General features: G+C 66.7%; 10 protein-coding genes. 4 read left to right on the plus strand and 6 right to left on the minus strand.

Going from position 1 to position 17,192, the window contains the following annotated elements; all coding sequences use genetic code 11:
• Positions 1–97: 97 nt before the first annotated feature.
• Genes ABWW33_RS24380 through ABWW33_RS24390 form a run of 3 tightly spaced genes read left to right on the plus strand, consistent with a single transcriptional unit; the run spans position 98 to position 5,114 of the window.
• Complete coding sequence (locus ABWW33_RS24380; RefSeq protein WP_176655378.1) at positions 98–1,471, plus strand: hypothetical protein; 1,374 nt, start codon at positions 98–100, stop codon at positions 1,469–1,471.
• Positions 1,464–2,279: a hypothetical protein gene (locus tag ABWW33_RS24385; protein WP_353404098.1), complete on the plus strand. Its 816-nt coding sequence runs from the start codon at positions 1,464–1,466 to the stop codon at positions 2,277–2,279. The genes ABWW33_RS24380 and ABWW33_RS24385 overlap by 8 nt, the downstream gene beginning before the upstream one ends.
• 3 nt (positions 2,280–2,282) lie before the next feature.
• A complete protein-coding gene (locus ABWW33_RS24390) occupies positions 2,283–5,114 on the plus strand; it encodes an ATP-binding protein (protein ID WP_353404099.1) in 2,832 nt (943 codons plus the stop codon).
• Here ABWW33_RS24390 and ABWW33_RS24395 read toward each other — a convergent pair.
• Together ABWW33_RS24395 and ABWW33_RS24400 are read right to left on the minus strand one after the other, a co-directional pair.
• A complete protein-coding gene (locus ABWW33_RS24395) occupies positions 5,111–5,665 on the minus strand; it encodes a hypothetical protein (protein ID WP_176655380.1) in 555 nt (184 codons plus the stop codon). The genes ABWW33_RS24390 and ABWW33_RS24395 overlap by 4 nt on opposite strands.
• A gap of 98 nt (positions 5,666–5,763) precedes the next feature.
• Complete coding sequence (locus ABWW33_RS24400) at positions 5,764–6,297, minus strand: CcdC protein domain-containing protein (protein ID WP_176655381.1); 534 nt, start codon at positions 6,295–6,297, stop codon at positions 5,764–5,766.
• A 148-nt stretch (positions 6,298–6,445) separates the two neighbouring features.
• Between ABWW33_RS24400 and ABWW33_RS24405 the strand changes: the two genes are divergently transcribed.
• Entirely contained in the window at positions 6,446–8,905 is a 2,460-nt protein-coding gene (locus ABWW33_RS24405; protein ID WP_176655382.1) for a S9 family peptidase, read from the plus strand.
• A 12-nt stretch (positions 8,906–8,917) separates the two neighbouring features.
• On the opposite strand, the gene ABWW33_RS24410 is transcribed toward ABWW33_RS24405, so the two are convergent.
• From ABWW33_RS24410 to ABWW33_RS24425, 4 genes are all read right to left on the minus strand, one after another.
• The gene (locus ABWW33_RS24410) at positions 8,918–9,694 is read right to left on the minus strand and encodes a spondin domain-containing protein (protein WP_176655383.1); all 777 of its coding nucleotides are present in this window, start codon (positions 9,692–9,694) and stop codon (positions 8,918–8,920) included.
• Between the two features lie 9 nt (positions 9,695–9,703).
• On the minus strand, positions 9,704–10,450 hold the full coding sequence (locus tag ABWW33_RS24415; protein WP_218088001.1) for a spondin domain-containing protein: 747 nt from the start codon (positions 10,448–10,450) through the stop codon (positions 9,704–9,706).
• 260 nt (positions 10,451–10,710) lie between these two features.
• On the minus strand, positions 10,711–15,279 hold the full coding sequence (locus ABWW33_RS24420; protein ID WP_353404100.1) for a translocation/assembly module TamB domain-containing protein: 4,569 nt from the start codon (positions 15,277–15,279) through the stop codon (positions 10,711–10,713).
• Entirely contained in the window at positions 15,279–17,147 is a 1,869-nt protein-coding gene (locus ABWW33_RS24425) for an autotransporter assembly complex protein TamA (RefSeq protein ID WP_444551015.1), read from the minus strand. Before ABWW33_RS24425 ends, ABWW33_RS24420 begins: the two co-directional genes overlap by 1 nt.
• Between the last annotated feature and the right edge of the window lie 45 nt (positions 17,148–17,192).

A 17,192-nucleotide genomic window follows, 5' to 3' on the forward strand; every position in this document is an offset into this window, starting at 1 on the left:
GCAAAGCGGGGTCAGTTCCGGCAATCGGACACGCGTGTCCGATTGCCGGAACTGACCCCGCTTTGCAGCTCTGACCCCCGCTGTTTTATGGCAAAGAATGATAGAACCTATGACAAGTGAGCCCGCGCCGGAGCCGGCGCTGGATCAGCAACAGCAGCAAGACAGCCTGCAGGCGCACTTCCAGCCGAATATTTCGGCCGACGAGATCGAGCAGGTCTACCACCTGAAACGCGCCCAGCCCCTGCTGCAGGTGTTCACGGCGCTGTTCCACGGCGGCTTCGATGGCGTGCTGGTGCGCCTGCTGGTGCTGCGCGAGCTGGCGGCGGACACCGCCTCGTCCACCTTTTCGCGCGCCGACATCAACACCCGCCTGGCCTACCTGCTGCCCGAGTCGCTGGAAACGGTGCTGATGCGCCTGCGCTCCAACCAGCTGCTGGCGTGGGACGCGCAGCAAGCCGTGTACCGCGTCACGCCGATGGCGCGCAACGTGCTGTCGGCCATCGACGGTCTGCTGACGCTGGGCAAAGAGGAAGACGAAGCCGACATGGGCTTCCTGCTGTCGCAGGTGGCCGGCGCGCAGGTGATGGGCGGCGTCACCGTCGACCAGCTGAACCACCTGCTGGGCCGCCTGGTCGACCTGACCGAGGAGTTCTCCGACGCCATCGCCTCCGGTTCCGAGTTCCGCCTGCGCGCGTCGCAGGCGAAGTGGCACATGGCCTGCGACTGGGTGGAGAAGGGCTCGGAGATCCTGCGCGCGATCACCTCCGATGAAAACGCCGACAGCGCCACCCACCGCGCCGCGCAGGCGATCGGCCGCGCGCAATCGGCGCTGCTCAACATGCAGGGCATGTTCTCGCGCGCGCTGAACCAGATCGAGCGCCAGCGCGTGCACCTGGGCCAGTCCGGCCTGTCGACCACCGACATCAAGCGCTGGCTGCTGCTGCACGAAGACCTGGCGTCGCTGGCCGAAGGCGCCATCGACCAGCCGGTAGTGCCGCTGTTTATCACGCCGGCCGAGATGATCGACGTGGCCGAGACCGAGCTGCTGTCCGACCGCGCGGTCTCCGCCGTCGCCGGCGGCCTGCCCACCGGCACCGACGCGCCGACCACCATCAGCGAAGGCCCGCAGATGCAGCAGGAGCTGGACGACTGGCTGGCCCGCCTGTCCGACTTCGCCGCGCTGGGCAACTTCCCCAGCATCGCCGAGGAGGCGCCGAAATCGATCCCGGTGCAGGATTCGCTGCTGCCGGCGACCTTCGCCGTGGCCTCGTACCGCGCCTCGCTGCTGCCGCTGCTGGGCGACGCCGACGAAGCACGCCTGCAGGGCGCCACCGCCGAACTGGCGCGCCTGCCGGTGAAGTTCATGCCGAGCGACGAAATGGTCCAGCTGCCCGACCTGCATGTGGCAGCGATGTCGTTAGCCTCCCTCTCACTTATTCTGAATCCGGAAGGCGACAAGTCCGATGAATGACGATTCCCAAATCCTGATCGCGCGCCTGTTGACGCATCAAACCCTGCGCCGCGACGACAAGCTGGTCAAGCGCGTGCTGTCGGACGAATTGTTCCGCGCCGAGGTCGACGCGCGCCTGCTGGCCACCGGCCTCAAACTGCTCGACAACGTCTACGCCGACCATGTGACCCTGGCGCTGACGCGCGCCATCGAGCCGAAGATCTTCGGCGCGCGCGACGTCTGGCAAAACAATAACTTCGGCCTGTCGCGCGACGGCGTGGCCCTGCTGGTCGTGCTGTGGGCGCAGATCATCCTGCCCAAGCGCGAACGCCAGGAAACCCACCAGCACGCGTCGGACGACCAGAACGACATGTTCGGCGTCGAGAAGCCGCTGCCGCGCGCCGAGGACACGTCGATCGGCATCGCCTACAAGGCGCTGCTGGCCGACTTCGGCGACAAGCTGGGCAAGAAGACCCGGCTGGACATGAACCTCGGCATCCTGGCCAAGCTGGGATTCATCGAACGCCGCGGCGACATCATCGTCGAAGGCCCGCTGCTGGACCTGATGATGGATACCGACCAGCTGAAGGAGCGCATCATCAACGGCGCGCTGGCCGACGTGTTCAAGCGCTCGCCGGCGCAGATCATCCCGGTGCCGCGCAGCTCGCCGCCCATCGCCGCCAACGACGATGAAGCGACGGCATCCGCCGGCATCGAAGACAGCGAGAGCGACGCCATACCGGCGTTCGATCCGCCGGTCGACGCCATGCCCGACGTGGCCGACACCGACACCGCCGCCGGCGACCCCGAACATCCAGCCGAGGACTAAGCCATGTTTCACATCAAATCACTAGAACTGGTCCACTGGGATTACTGGCAGCGCATCAAGAACATCCCGCTGGACGCCAAGATCATCACCATCGCGGGCCAGAACGGCTCCGGCAAGACCACCTTGCTGGACGCGCTGCGCACGTTGTTCGGCCTCGATTGCTCGATGGGCCGCACCTACAAGCACTACGCACGCCACAGCGGCCAGCAGACCGCCTGGCTGCGCGCCGTGGTCGACAACAAGAACGTCGGCAAGCAGTTGTCGAACCGCCCGTTCCGCAGCTCCGGCTTCTTCAGCGACGACGAGGTCACGCTGTTCTGCCAGATCCAGAAGAACGGCGGCGACTGGAAGCGCCAGTACCTCATGCGCCCGGGGAACGTGCAGATCGAAGACATCGGCGATGCCGGCAACGACTGGCTCGGCGTCGAGAACTACCGCAAGCGCCTCGCCAACGCCGGCCTGTCGCCGGCGATGGCGAAAGTGCTGGCGCTCGAGCAGGGCGAGACCGACAAGCTGTGCGAATACGCGCCGCGCCAGTTGCTGGACCTGGTGTTCCAGGTCTTCGGCGACAAGGAGGTGCTGGATGCGTACGACGAGGCCAAGCGCCACCAGCGCGACACCGAAGTCGAACTGAAACGCTTTGAAACCGAACTGGAAGCTTCCAAGACCAACCTGGAAGGCTTGCGTCTGCGCGTGGCCAATTACCACCAGTGGGAAGACCTGAACAAGGAGCGCCGCAACCTGCAGGAGGAAGTGCTGCCGACGCTGGAGTACCACGAGGCACGCGAGAAGCACGGCAACGTCAGCCGCCAGCTGCGCGACGCGCGCAAGCCGCTGATGCAGGCCGACCAGCAGCTGACCGACAAGCGCAACGCGCTGGCCGCGCAGGCGAAGGCGCTGACCGAGGCGCAGCAGCACGAAACGGTGCTGGAGCAGGAATCGACCGCGCTGCAAAGCCGTTTGAACCAGATCAACGGCAAGCTGAAACCGCTGGACAGCCTGCTGGAACAGAAGGTGCGCCTGCAGAAGCTGGCCGCCGACTCCGGCGCCGACCTGGCCGAAGTGGCGCAGCAGCTGCAGGAAAAAGAAATCGAACTGGCCCGCCAGCGCCAGTCGCGTGACGCCATCGCCTCGAAGATCGCGGGCGAACTGTCGACCATCGCCGCGCTGCAGGGCAAGACCGCGATGCCGGAACCGGAAGCGCAACGCGGCATGCGCCGCGCGCTGAACGACGCCGGCATCGGCCACGCCATGCTGTCCGATATCGTCGAAGTGACCGATGCGCGCTGGCAGGGAGCGATCGAAGGCGTCCTTGGCGGCTATGCCTCGGTGGTGCTGCTGGATAAATCGTCCGACGCTTCGGCCGCGTATCGCCTGGCGGAGAAGGAGCGCTATCGCCACTTCATCGTGCCGGACCTGGTGCATGCGCCGACGGTCAAGGACAACACGCTGATGTCGGTGGTGAAGTTCTCGGCCAAGGTGCCGTCCTGGCTGGTGGAGCAGCTGTCGCGCATCACCCGCGTGGACAACGTCGACGCCGGCGCAAAACTCGGCAGCCACGACGAGTGGATCACGCCGGAAGCCTATCACCGCGAACGCCGCGGCGGCCGCTCGCTGTTCGTCGAAGCGTCGCGCTACCGCTTCGGTTCCGCCGGCCGCACGCAGCGTATGGAAGCGATCCAGAAGTCGCTGCCGGCGCTGGAGGCGCAGGAAGATGCGCTGACCTTGATCGTATCGAAGCTGGCCTCGGAGATCAGTTCGCTGAAGACGCGCCTGGCCGGCGTTGACGCGGCCAAGGAGCTGGCCGCGCGCCAGGAGGAATTCGACGAAGCGGCGCGCAACGCCGTGCCGTTGAAGGAAGAGCGCAACGAAGTCGGCACCCGCCTGGGCGAGCTGCAATCGCTGATCAAGAACGCCGTCGTCACGCGCACGCGCGCCGACACGACGTGGCAGAACGCGCGCTTCGCGCTGTCCGAATCGGAAGCCGGCCTGCGCCTGAACAACAAGCGCCAGATCGAGCAGCGTTCCGATCACGCGCGCGCCTTGCTGGCGCTGCGCAAGACCTGGCGCCACCTGCCGAAAAGCTGGCGCCGTCCGGACCGCCGCGCGCGCCTGGTCAGCGAGCACCAGAACTCGCACCAGGTGGTGCTGCGCATCCATGCGCTGGAAGCCAGCCTGGCGCGCAGCGACTGGGAACTGGACGCCACCGTCATCGACCAGTACCAGCGCCTGAACGAGCAGCTGCACGGCCGCCAGTCCGAGACCGAGGAACGCCGCTACCAGAACAACCGCGCGATCGAGGCGACCGGCAATGCGCGCGGCGCCTACATCGAGCGGCTGCGCTACACCATCAAGACCTACTCCAAGAACATCAAGGAGCTGGGCGAGCTGGCGGGCATCGAGGTGCACTCGGATCCGGTGCGGCTGGAGAACGACGATACGCAGCTGTCGCAGGCGGGCCTGCACGTGCGCTTCAAGTTCGACGGCAAGGGCATCATCGGCATGAACGACGGCGAAGCGTCCGGCGGCCAGCAGGTGATGAAGTCGCTGGTGCTGCTGATTGGCCTGTTGAAGTCGGAAGACGGTTCTGGCGGCTTCGTGTTCATCGACGAACCGTTCGCCCACCTGGATATCCGCAACATCCAGCTGGTCGGCGAGTTCCTGAAGAACACCGACGCGCAGTACCTGATGACGACGCCGCTGACGCACAACACCGACGTCTACGATCCTTCGGAACTGACGCTCATCACGAGTAAAAAGAAGAAGGATACGGAGTGGGCGGCGCCTATCTTCGTGCTGCAGCGCCGGCCTGTCGAAGTGGCGAAAGTGGCTTAAGCCTGAGCGGACGGACCGTCGAGCAGCTGATCGAGCTGCTCGGCGAGCGAGGCGGCGGTGAAGTTGCCCTTGGCTTTCTGTACCGCTTCCAGGTAGGGCATACGCAGCTCGCGGAAATCCTCGACCGAGCTGGCCTTCTCCACCTTGAGCTGCAGCGTGAAGCCGCGCAGGCCTATCGTGCTCTTGATGGTCTTGTTGTAGAAATCATAAAGTGAACGGAATTGCTCTATATGCGCGGCGCTGGGAAGCTGCGGCCCGGGTGCGGCCGTAGACGCGGGCACCGCCGCGGGAGCCTCCGGCTCGGCCGGCATTTCCGGCACCGGCGCCAGCGACGCATAGCTGGTCGACAGCACGATGAATTCTCCGTCCAGCAGCTCGGCCATGGCGCTGGCGGTCAGTCCCAGCCCCGCCACGTTGCGCAGCAGTTCCTCTTCCGACCGATGGCCGTCGACCAACACCAGCAAGGTACGCAGGCGCGGCGCAAGCTGATACTTGCGCGTCGCGATCTCCTCCCTGCCTTTTGCGGTCTTATCGTATATGGACGTATTCATAACAGTGCAAATAATTGCCTTGCGGATACATTCAGCATACCACCAAATATCCCGCGCACAACACGATTACAGTAGCACTGTCGCTAAAAATGCGGCGCTTATTTGATGTCGAAGATGTCGATAGGGCGCGGCACCGGCTTGGTGGCACGGCGCCAGCGTATCAGCAGCACGCCGTAGCAGGCGTAGAAGCCGGCCAGCAGGCCAAACAGCACGGCCGTCAGCGGATTGCCGACGAAATCCGGGTCCATCGGCAGGTGGTCGTGCATGTGCAGGTAAGCCTCGAACAGGCGGTAGATCAGGCGGCTGATGAACAGCATCGCCACCAGCAGGCCGAGACGGCGGTTCGGCGTGTAGAAGAAACCCTCCGGCGTGTTTTCCAGGCGCGTCAGCTGCATGTTGCGGTAGCCCAGCGCGGCGCCGACGACGCCGCCGACCACCAGTGCGGCAAAGGCATCCCACTTGCCCAGCAGCGTCGCTGCCAGCACCCCCAGCACCCCGGACATCACCACGGCGGCGAAGTAGTGGCGCCACAGTTCGGACCTGGTGCGGCCCATCAGCCGCTTCAGGCGCGTGTAGATGCGCCAGATGGCCAGCGGCACCAGCAGCAACAGGGTGATAGTAGTCATTTCCATAAGCGATTCCGTACAGCGTGATTTCAGGAACAGCGATTGTACGCCAGCGTTACAGATTGTCACCAGATAAGCGGCAGTGATTGACAATCAGGGATAGCATAAGCAAACTGAACCGCAGCAGCCCCGCTTCTGGACCGAAAGGAATTCCATGAACAAACCGTTACCGATGCTGCCCCTCAATCTCGGCCTGATGGCCGCCTCGCCGCAAGCCGGCGCACAGGAGGGCGGTTACCGGCTGCCTCCCGCCGCCTTGCTGGAAATCGTCGACGCGCCGCGCGCGCCGGCGCTGAGCCTCAGCCCCCAACGCAACCTCGCCGCCGTGGTGCAGACGCCGCCGCTGCCGGGCATCGCCGAAGTGGCGCAGCCGGAGTTGAAACTGGCCGGCCTGCGCATCAATCCGCGCACCTGTTCCTCTTCCCGTTTTTCATTCGGCACGGACCTGAGCCTGCTCGATATCGCCACGCAGAAGGAAAGCCGCATCCGCGGCCTGCCGCGCGCGCTGCGGCTGGCGGACCTGAGCTGGTCGCCCGACCAGCGCCACCTGGCGTTCTCGCACGTGGCGTACAAGGGCGAACGCGGCGCGGTGGAGTTGTGGCTGGTCGATATCGCGGCGCGCAAGGCCACGCGGCTGTCGTCGCAGCCCCTGTCGGCGGTGCTGACGCGCGGCTTCAACTGGCTGCCGGATGGCAGCGGGCTGCTGGTGCACTGGCGTCCGGCCGGCATCGGCAAGCCGCCGCAATCGGACGGCGTTCCGTTCGGCCCGATCCAGCAGGACAGCGAGCCCGGTGGCAGCATGCGACAGCTGCGCACCTATCAGGACCTGCTGAAGAACGAGGCCGACGCGCGCCTGTTCGAATACTACGTGACAGTGCAGATGGTGCTGCTGGACCTGCACGGCAAGGCACGCCCGATCGGTGTGCCGGGCCAATACTCGCGCACCTCGATCGCGCCGGGCGGAGAGTACCTGCTCACGCAAAGCATCACGCGGCCGTATTCCTACATCGTGCCCGCGTCCAGTTTCGGCGAGCGTATCGATGTGCGCGATTTGAACGGACAGCTGCTGCACACGGTGGCGACGCTGCCGCTGGAGGAGGGGCTGCCGCCGGGGAACGACGCGGTGTCCGAAGGCGTGCGCCATGTGTCGTGGCGCGCCGACGCGCCGGCCACGCTGGTGTGGACCGAGGCGCAGGATGGCGGCGATCCCGCGCGTCCGGTGATCGACAATATCCGCGACCTGGTTTACATGCACGCGGCGCCGTTCCACGAACCGCCGCTGGTGCTGGCGCGGCTGACGATGCGCTACGCCGGCATCGCCTGGGGACGCAGCGATGTCGCGCTGATCAACGAGCGTTGGCACAAGACGCGCGACTACAAGCAGTGGATGATACAGCCCGATCACCTGTCGGCGCCGCCGGAGTTGATTTATGCCGGCTCGTACGAGGACCGCTACAGCAGCCCCGGTTCGCCGGTGATGCGGGCCGACGCCTGCGGCTTCCCGCGCCTGTTGATCGGTCCCGATACGACGGTGCTGCTGGACGGCGCCGGCGCCACGCCGGAAGGCGACCGGCCGTTCATCGACCGCCTGAGCCTGACCACCAGGCAGAAGGTGCGCCTGTTCCAGAGCGCCGCGCCGTATTTTGAAAACGTCGCGGCGGTGCTGAACGACGAGGGCACGCTGCTGCTGACGACGCGCGAATCGCCGACCGAGCGGCCGAACTACTATCTGCGCGACCTGAGCAAGCCGGAACACAAGCAGTTGACGGCGCTGACCAACTATCCGCATCCGACGCCGCAGCTGAAAGATGTCGGCAAGGAGCAGATCCGCTATCCGCGCAACGACGGCGTCGAACTGACGGCCACGCTGATGCTGCCGCCGGGGTATGACCCGGCGCGCGACGGTCCGCTGCCGCTGCTGATGTGGGCCTATCCGCAGGAATTCAAATCGGCCGGCGCGGCCAGCCAGACCACCGGTTCGCCGTACCGTTTCAACGCGGTCAGCTACTGGGGGCCGGCGGCCTTTTTGGCGATGGGGTATGCGGTGCTGGACAACCCCTCGTTCCCGATCATCGGCAGCGGCGACGATGAACCCAACGATACCTATTTGTCGCAACTGGTGGCGGACGCGCAGGCGGCGGTGGACGAGGTGGTGCGGCGCGGCGTGGCCGATCGCCACCGCATCGCCATCGGCGGCCACTCGTACGGCGCTTTCATGACCGGCAACCTGCTGGCGCATACGCGCTTGTTCCGCGCCGGGATCGCGCGCAGCGGCGCCTACAACCGCACGCTGACGCCGTTCGGCTTCCAGTCCGAGGAGCGGCCGTTCTGGCAGGCGCCGGAAGTGTACCAGGCGATGTCGCCGTTTAATAACGCCGACAAGATCAAGGATGCGATGCTGCTGATCCACGGCGCCGAGGACAGCAACTCCGGCACCTTCCCGCTGCAGAGCGAGCGCATGTTCCAGGCCATCAAAGGCCTGGGCGGCACGGCGCGGCTGGTGATGCTGCCGAACGAATCGCACGCCTACCGCGCGCGCGAATCGATCCTGCACATGCTGTACGAGACCAACGCGTGGCTGGACAAATACGTCCGCCACGCGAAGGCGACGTAGCAGCTGAAGGGTTTACTGCGTACGCTTGATGGTCAGCAGCGCCACCGGATTGTCCCAGCGCTGCGCCTGCGTCAGCGCCGATGTCGGCAATCCGTCATCCTTGCTGACCACGCCCGGATGCAGGTGCACCGTGTTGATCACGTCGTCCCGCGTCGCGTTGAAGCCTTCGCGCTTGCCGCCGGAGTTGGCCGTGGCCGGACCAGGCACGGTGTCTGCGCTCTCCGTGTTGCGTTCGGTGCCGGCGTCATAGCTCAGCAGCCGCACGGTGGTGGACGCGCCCACGTCGAGCGCCGCCAGCGACTGGCCGGCCAGGCCCGCAAAGCCGTCGTTGGTGTTGCCCAGCATGCTGGCCATCGACAGGCGCAGCGTCGGCAGGCTGGCCACCGGCACCGTCAGCGTCACGGTTGCCTTGTTGTCTGCGCCCGGCACCAGCGGTCCGCCCGCGGCGACCGCCGCCGCATACACCGACTTGGAGTCGTTCGCCAACGCCGCCAGCGGCGCGGATTCGCCAGCTTCCGCCAGGTGCTCCAGCGCGACGCTGGCCGCTTCGCCGACATTGAAGACGCTGAAGCCGTCGTTATGCGCCACCGCCACCATCGGCGACAGCGGCTGTCCCGCCGTCAGGTTGACCAGCGTGACTTCATAGATGGCGGTGGTCGGTGCGACGACCACGGGCGGCGGCGGTTTGATGTCCGGTTCCGGCATCGAAGAGCCGCCGCTGCAGGCCGCCAGCAGCAGCGCCGCCGCCAGCGCCGCCAGCGGCGCGCGGAGTTGTGAGGAATGCGTCATGTCGCCCCCTTATTTCACGGTCAGCACAACGCGGGCCACTGGATTGAGCCAGCGGTAGACGGTGTTGTCCAGGGCGCTCGGGCCGCCCGGCACACTGCCGACAATGCCGCGGTGGATGTGCACAAAGCCTTCCTTGGTGGCGTTGGTAAAGCCGGTGGCGCCGGTGTTGATGTTGGCTGCCAGCTTGCCGCTTGCGTCGTTCAGGAAGGCCGGGAAGATCATGCCCGGCTGGTTGACGCCGCCCGCCGCCGCAGCCTTTTCGTCGTTGGCTTCGGTGCCCGCGTCATAGGCGGAGACGTTGTAGGTATAGGTGCCCGGTGCCGTCGGGATGTCGATCGCGTTCAGGCTCATGAAGCCGTCGTTGGTCGGTACCAGCATGGCGAGGATGGTCAGCTGCGTGTTGGCGGTGCCGGCGCCGCCCTGGAACACGGCGCTGGTGACGCTGCCGCCGGGCTTCAGCGGACCGCCGTTCGGATTGATCACCTTGGCCGCGCCGCTCGGCAGCAGGGCCTGCACGCCGGTGGTGTCGCCTGCCTCGGCCACGCTCTGTATCTGCGCGCTGGCGGCCGTGCCTTCGGTGAATGCCTTGAAGCTGGCCGGATGGGCACTGACCAGCAAAGGCGTGAACCAGGTGCCGCGCGTCAGGTTGGTGACGCTGACGGTCAGGTCGGATGCAAACAGCGCGGGAGTGGCCAGCGCCAATGCGCTTGCCAGGGCAAGGCGCAGCGCCATGCCGGTAGATGGTTTGGTGGTCATATCGATCTCAGGTTGGGTTAAGAGGCAACCCCTCGCGCAAGGAATTGCAGCTTGGTCTGAGACCGGTGACGAAACCTTACAACTGTTTTTTGTTTAATTTTGTAACGGCGTAGAATGGTTGACGAGCCACCTCCCGGAGTGTTGACCATGAATGCCACCTCTCACCGCGCCCCCGATCCCGTCCCTGCGGACGACCCGACGCCGCCGGCCGTTCCGCATCCCGTTCCGCAGGATGACCCGGTACCGGACCACAATCCGAGTTAGTCGAAAGCCCAGGTATAGAGCACGTCCAGCGCGTTGTTGGTGCCGGTCTGGAACTGCAGCGTGATGCGCGGGTTCAGCTTGTATTTGAGCTTGACCAGACTGGTCGCCGTGCCCGCGCCCTGTTCGAAGCTCAGGTAGGCGCGCGACGACAGCCGCTTGCCGACCGTGACCACCGTCGTCTGCAAGCCGGTCGCGGCGCCGCCCGCCGTGGTGCCGGCCGCCTGGCCCACGCCCAGTTCGTCCACGCCCAGCGCGTTGGCCAGCTTGCCCTGGCCGCCGCCGAACAGCGCGCCCGCCGCGGCGCTGAGCAACGCCATGTCGTTGCCGCCTGTGCTGTCGATGCCGTGGCCCAGCACCAGCCACGCCAGCTTGTCGCTGTCCGACACGGCCGGCGTCGACACCAGCTTGGCCACCGGCGCCAGCGCCGTGCCGCGCACTTCCACGCCGGCTTCCACATTGGTCTCGCTGATTGCTTCGCCTTCCGGACCGCGCCGCACGGCGAGGATGTTCAGGCCGGGATTGTCGTAGGCGCCGGAGAAGCTGATCACGCCGCGCTCGATCGCCAGCTTTTGTCCATACGCCGCATAAGTGCCGTTGACCACGCGGATGCTGCCGTTGACGCGCGGCGGGCGGCGGTCGGCCACGCGGATGCGCAGCGTACCGGCTAGCTGCGCGTCCAGCCCTTTGCCCTTGAGGTTGAAGTTGTCGCCGAGGTCCGCCTCCAGGTCGATGCTCAGCGGCTGCCCTTGCGCGGCCTTGACCGGCGCCGCGCCCTTGCCGACGATGACCACGTCGTCGCTGAGGGTGGGCGTGTTTTCGCCGGCCAGCTCGATGATGGCGCGGTCGGCGCGGAATTTTCCGTCCAGCTGGAAGCGCTTGGCGTCGCGCGTCAGCGTGCTTTGTCCGCTGAGGACCAGGATGCGGTCGGGCCGCGCCAGCACTTCCAGCTTGTCGGCGCTGAGTTTCAGGTTCATCGTCGCCTCGTTGCCGGCGTAGCGTATCCAGCCGTCGGCCTGGGCGTGGCCTTCGGCGCCGTCGAAGGCCAGTTTTTGCAGCTGCAGCTGGTCGCCGCTCAGGCGCGCCTGCAGCTGGCCGTTGCGCAGCTTGATGCCCTGGTCGACCCAGTTCACCACCAGCTTGTCGCCGGTGATGTCGCCGTTCAGTTGCGGCGCGCCGAGGGTGCCCCCGCCGGTAACGGCCAGTTTCAGCGTACCGTCGATTTCCAGGCCGGGTTGGCCGGCCAGCGGCGCCAGCCAGGCCAGTGATCCCATGTTGGCGTTGCCGCTCAGTGTGATGGCGCTGCTCTCGTCCAGGCGTCCGTCGTGCAGCTGCGCGGTGCCGTCGATGCGGGCCTGGCCGGCGCGGGTGCCGTCGAGGTTCAGCTGCAGCCGCAGCGTGCCGTCGTTGACGTCAATACGTCCGTCCAGCGTGCGCAGGCCGAGCGGCTGCGGCAGGTCGGCGCCGGTGATGGTCAGGTCGCCCTGCTCGCGGTAGACGTGCAGCATGCCGCCGAGGACGGGCGGCGTGGTCTTGCCGGCCGCCTGCAGGGTCAGGCCCCACTCGGCGCCGATGGTCATTGTGCTGCGGACGTTTTCGCGCCAGGCGTCGGAGAGCTGGGCCAGGTAGTTGACGGGCACGCCGGCGGCCAGGCCCTTGCTGCGCCAGGCGGGGCCGGTTTTCTCGAGATAGTCGATGCGGATGCTGCCGTCGGGGAGTTTGATGGTGGCGCTGCCCAGTGCGATCTGCTCCGGATGCAGCAGGCCGGCCACGCCGCTGCCGGCGGGGGCGCTCAGTTTCAGCGGCGCCGGCGCGGCCAGCGTCAGGGCGAAGCGGCCACGGTTTTGCAGCGTGTCGATGGTGCCGGTCCAGCTGTCGTTGGCCCAGCCGCCTTTGACGCGCATAACGGCGTCGAAGTCGGCGTTGCTGGCGCCAACTTGCAGCGTGTGGCCGCTGCGGGTACCGCTGGTTTGCAGGCGCGCCTTGTCGAGCGTCAGCGACGGCGAGACGTAGCGGGTGATTTCGATGTCGCTGACCAGCGGCACGTCGGCCATGACGTCGGCATTGGCTGTGCCGCGCGGCGCCGCGCCCCGGGCATTCGTGCCGCCTGCGGCCAGGGCAGGTGCGGCCGTGGTGGTGGTGGCCGGTGCCGCGATGGTGCTGCCCAGCGTGGCGCTGCCGCGTATCGTGCCGATCTGCTGCTGCCCCGGTGTACGCAGGTTGGTTCCGTCCAGCGTGAGCGCAAGCGCCGGCTTGGCGCTGGTGCCGGACAGCGTGCCGTTCGCGCGCAACACGCCGGCGAACTGCGGACCCAGCGCGGCCAGCTGCGGCGCGTTGAGCTTCCATTCCAGCTTGTCCAGCGCGCTGCCGAAGCTGCCCTTGGCTTGCAGGCTGTTGGACGCCAGCCGCAGATCGATATCTGCGTTGCTGATGCTGCCCTTGGCGGCGTTGAATTTCGCATAGCCCGACAACGGTGAGTTGGCGAAGGTGGACGGCTGCAGGCTCAGATCGAGGCCAGCGCGCCAGTCGGCGGCCAGGCTGGCGTTCGCGGCAAAGGTGGCGTTGACGGCTCCTGCCTGCGCCGTGCCGAATGCCGCTGGATTCAGGCGCTGTATGGTGCCATTTATTTTCAACTCGGGTGTTTTCTTCGGGCCGGTCAGCGCGAGGTCGCCTGCCGCATGGATCAGGCTATCGGCCGCAGGGTGTTTGGCGGAGGCCAGCGCCAAGCCCTTGGCGTCCGCTTCGAAGCTGGCGCGAGGCGCCGCCATCGTGCCGGCGATGGTGCCGCTGGCGCTGACGGCGCCCTGCAGATCGCTCATCGCGGCCGACAACTGGCGGGCGTCGACTTTCCAGCGCAGCTGTTCGCCAGGGGCGCCGAAGCTGCCGCTGATGTCGGCGGTGTTTTGCGCCAGCGCCAGATGCGCGTCGACGCCGCTGACGTGCTGTGCGTCGGCATTCAGTTTGCCTTTGCCGGACAGCGCCTGGCCGAACAGTTTGCTGGTCTTTAATTCGAAGTTCGCCGCCACCTGCCATGCCGGGGCGATGTGGCCGCTGGCGTTGATGTCGGCATTCAGGTCGGCGATTGGAAGGCCGGGGCTCAGCGCGGATGGATCGAAGTGGTCCGCGCGCAGTTTGGCGCTGAATTCCTGCTTGTCTTTCAGGCTGGCCTGGCCGGTGGCGGTGATGCTGCCTTTCTTCGCCAGCAGGCGTACCTGATGCAATTGCAGCAGCGCGTCTGCCAGTGTCGCTTGCACGTCGAGGCGCAGGCCGTCCTGGGCCAGGTTGGCGGTCAGGCTTTGTTTGGTGGGCGTGCTGGCGAGGACGATGTCGCCGGCGACGCTGGTTTTGTTGATGCCGCTGTGGATGTTCTTCAGGTCCAGGCGGTCGGTGTGCAGCTTGAATTGCGCCGCGTCGATGCCGGCCTCCGGGCCGCTGCGCTGGATGTTGCCGCCGCCGGTGAAGCGGCCCGCAGGGCCGAGGTCGAGCAGCACGTTTTCCAGCACGGAGGCGGTCAGCGTGCCGGCCAGCTTGCCGCTGAAGGTTTGCAGCGGCAGGCCGTGCTGGTCGATGGGCGCGGCCTTGTCCTGGTTCAGCAGGGCGAACTGGCCGGAGAGCTTCTGGTCGGGCGTGATCGCGGCGCTGAGCTTGAGGCTGAACTTCGCCTGCGGCCAGCCGGTGTTGAAGCCGGCCGGATCGAGGTCGCGGCCGGTGAGGTCGATGGCGCGCAGGATGATGGGATCGAACGGCGCCAGCGCCAGCGTGCCGCCGCCGCTTGCCGCGCCGGCCGAACCCTGCGCCTTCAGGGTCAGCAGCGCCAGGTTGCCGCCGGCCTCCAGCGTCAGCTGCGCAGCCCCCACCCCGGGGTCAGTGCCGACATTAGCACAAGGGGCGGGGTCAGTTCCGGCATTCTGACACGAGCTCGTGTCAGAATGCCGGAACTGACCCCGCCCCTTGAGGGCAAACGGCTTGTCGGCGCCGATGGTCAGGTCGGCGGTCGCGATGCCGAACGCGGTGGAGGCGCTGGCGTCCTGCAGGTGCCAGCCGCTCTTGTCGCCGGACAGCTTGAAGCGCAGGCGCTCGATCACGTTGCTGCCGGTCGCGCCGGTCAGCGTCAGCTTGTCGAGCCGCGCGTCGGAGACGTTGAGGCGGAACGGCGCGACCAGCGATTCGGGCATCTTGGCCGGCTCGGAGGGGCCGAGGCTTTGCACCGTCAGCGCGGCCACGTGCAGTTCGCTGATCGCCAGGCCTTCGGAAAAATACTGCAGCGGCGACCAGTTGATGTCGATGTTGTCGGCCGTGACGACGCTGTCCTTGCTGCGATATACCAGCCGGCCGATATGCATGCGGTGGTACAGCGAGCCGCTGACGCCGCTCACCGACACCTGCCCGCCGCTGGCGTTGGCGATGCGCTGCACCAGCTGCTGCAGGGTCGATTCGCGGCCCAGCAGCCAGAAGGCGCCGGCCAGCAGCGCCGCCAGCACGGCCAGAGAAATCAGCACGCGGCGCGGCCAGCGGCGGCGCGGCGCGGCGGGTGCTTCGGCTGCCGGCTTGTCGTTGTTGTCAGCCATCAGAAGGTAAATCCAAGTGAGAAGTGCAGGCGATATTTTTTCACCGCGTGGCCGTAGGCGACATCCACGTTGATCGGCCCCACGGGGCTTTTCCAGCGCCCGCCGACGCCGTAACCCGACTTCGGATGCAGCGCGCTGAACGTGTCGCCCGCGTTGCCGGCGTCGTAGAACACCGCGGCGCCGTATGACGGCTTGAACCAGTACTGGAACTCGGCGCTGGCGGTGGTCAAATAGCGTCCGCCGGTGATGGCGTCGCCCTCGCGCACGCCCAGCTCCTGGTAGGCGTAGCCGCGCACCGACTGGTCGCCGCCGGCGCGGAACAGGTACACCGCCGGCACGCCGTTCTTGTCGCGCGAGGCCAGCGCGCCAAGTTCGCCGCGCAGTATCAGGTTGGTGCTCGTGCCCAGCGGCCGGTACCACACGGCGCGCGCGTAGCCGCGCACGAACGCTTCGTCGGTCAGGATGGGCAGCAGCGCGCCGCCCAGCTGCGCGTTGAGCGCGTAGCCCTTGGTCGGGAACAGCAGGTTGTCCAGCTTGCGCCAGGTGACGCCGTACGTCAGCGGCAAGCTCTTGCTGGTGGTCGACGGGAGGCCGTCGACGGTCTTGGTTTCGGTCAGCAGCTCCAGCGTCAGGCTGCGTTCGAGCAGCGGCGTGCCCCAGGCGCGCTTGCCCGCCACGCTGGCCACGCTGGTCACCTCGCCGGAAATGTCGCTGCGCTCGAACGACGCGCCGACGCTGTCGTTGTAGCCGTCCGCCGTGGTGGGGAAGTAGAAGTCGCTGCGCGCCGTCTGCTTCTTGGTCTCGAGCGTCAGCGCGCTTTTCATGCGCAGTCCGAACACCGACAGGTCGTCATAGGTCAGCGATGCGCGGTTGCCGGTGTTGGTGCTGAAACCCAGGCCGGCGCTGACGTTCTTGCGCTTGTTCTCGGTCACGCGCACCAGCAGCGGCAAGGGCGCCATCGCCGATCCGGCGTTTTGCGCCGGCGTGGCGCCGGCCGCGTCGAGCTGCTCGTTGAGGATCGCGCTGGTGTCGGCGCTCACTTCGACGCTGCTGAAGTAGCCGGTGTCCTGCAGGCGCGACTGGTAGGACTGCAGCGCCGCTTCGCTGTAGTAGTCGCCGGGATGGATTTGATTCAGGTTGCTGACGATGGCCGGCGGGTAGCGCTTCAAGCCTTCGATGCGCAATTCGCCGAAGCGCAGCTCCGGGCCGCTGTCGAGCACCACGCGCAGCGCCGCCAGATGGTTTTCCGGATCGACCGTCGCCAGGCTTTCGGTCAGCTGCGCGCGCGGGTAGCGCGTCTGCACCACCTGGCGCAGCAGGCCGCGCTTGGCCTGTTCCCAGTCGACCTGGCGGAACACCATGCCTTTTTTCAGCGTCCATCCGGCCTTCAGCGCCTGGGTGTCGAACTGCTTGTCGGCCGCCAGCCCTGGCACCGGCGCAAAGCCCTGCAGCACCAGGTCGATCTCGCCGACCCGGACCGGCTCGCCCGGCTGCACGCTGATTTGCACGGTGGGGGTGTCGTTCTCGCCCTTGCGCTCCAGCCGCGCGCTCACCACCGGCGAGTAGTAGCCGTCGGTGGACACCAGCGTCTTGACCTGCTCCGGCGCCACCCGCACCAGGCGTTGCAGCTGTTCGCGGTCCATGCGCGCGTTGCCGCGAAAGCGCACCAGGTCGAGATTCTGCTCCAGCAGTTCGCGCAGCGGGCCGGGGGCGTCGATGCGGACGTCGTACTTCAGCTCCTCGGCCGCCACGGGCAGAGTCAGGCCGGCCAGGGCTACCGCCGCAACGAGGCCGCCGGATACTTTTGCCACAACTTGTGCCAAAATTCGTGATCCTGCCAATATATTTGCTGGCGATGCCGGTAACATGAGACTCCATCAGGGTGTACGCTAGCTGTCATGTTACCGGAATGC

Origin of the sequence: Duganella hordei, assembly GCF_040369125.1 — a bacterium.
Taxonomy (GTDB): Bacteria; Pseudomonadota; Gammaproteobacteria; order Burkholderiales; family Burkholderiaceae_D; genus Rugamonas; species Rugamonas hordei.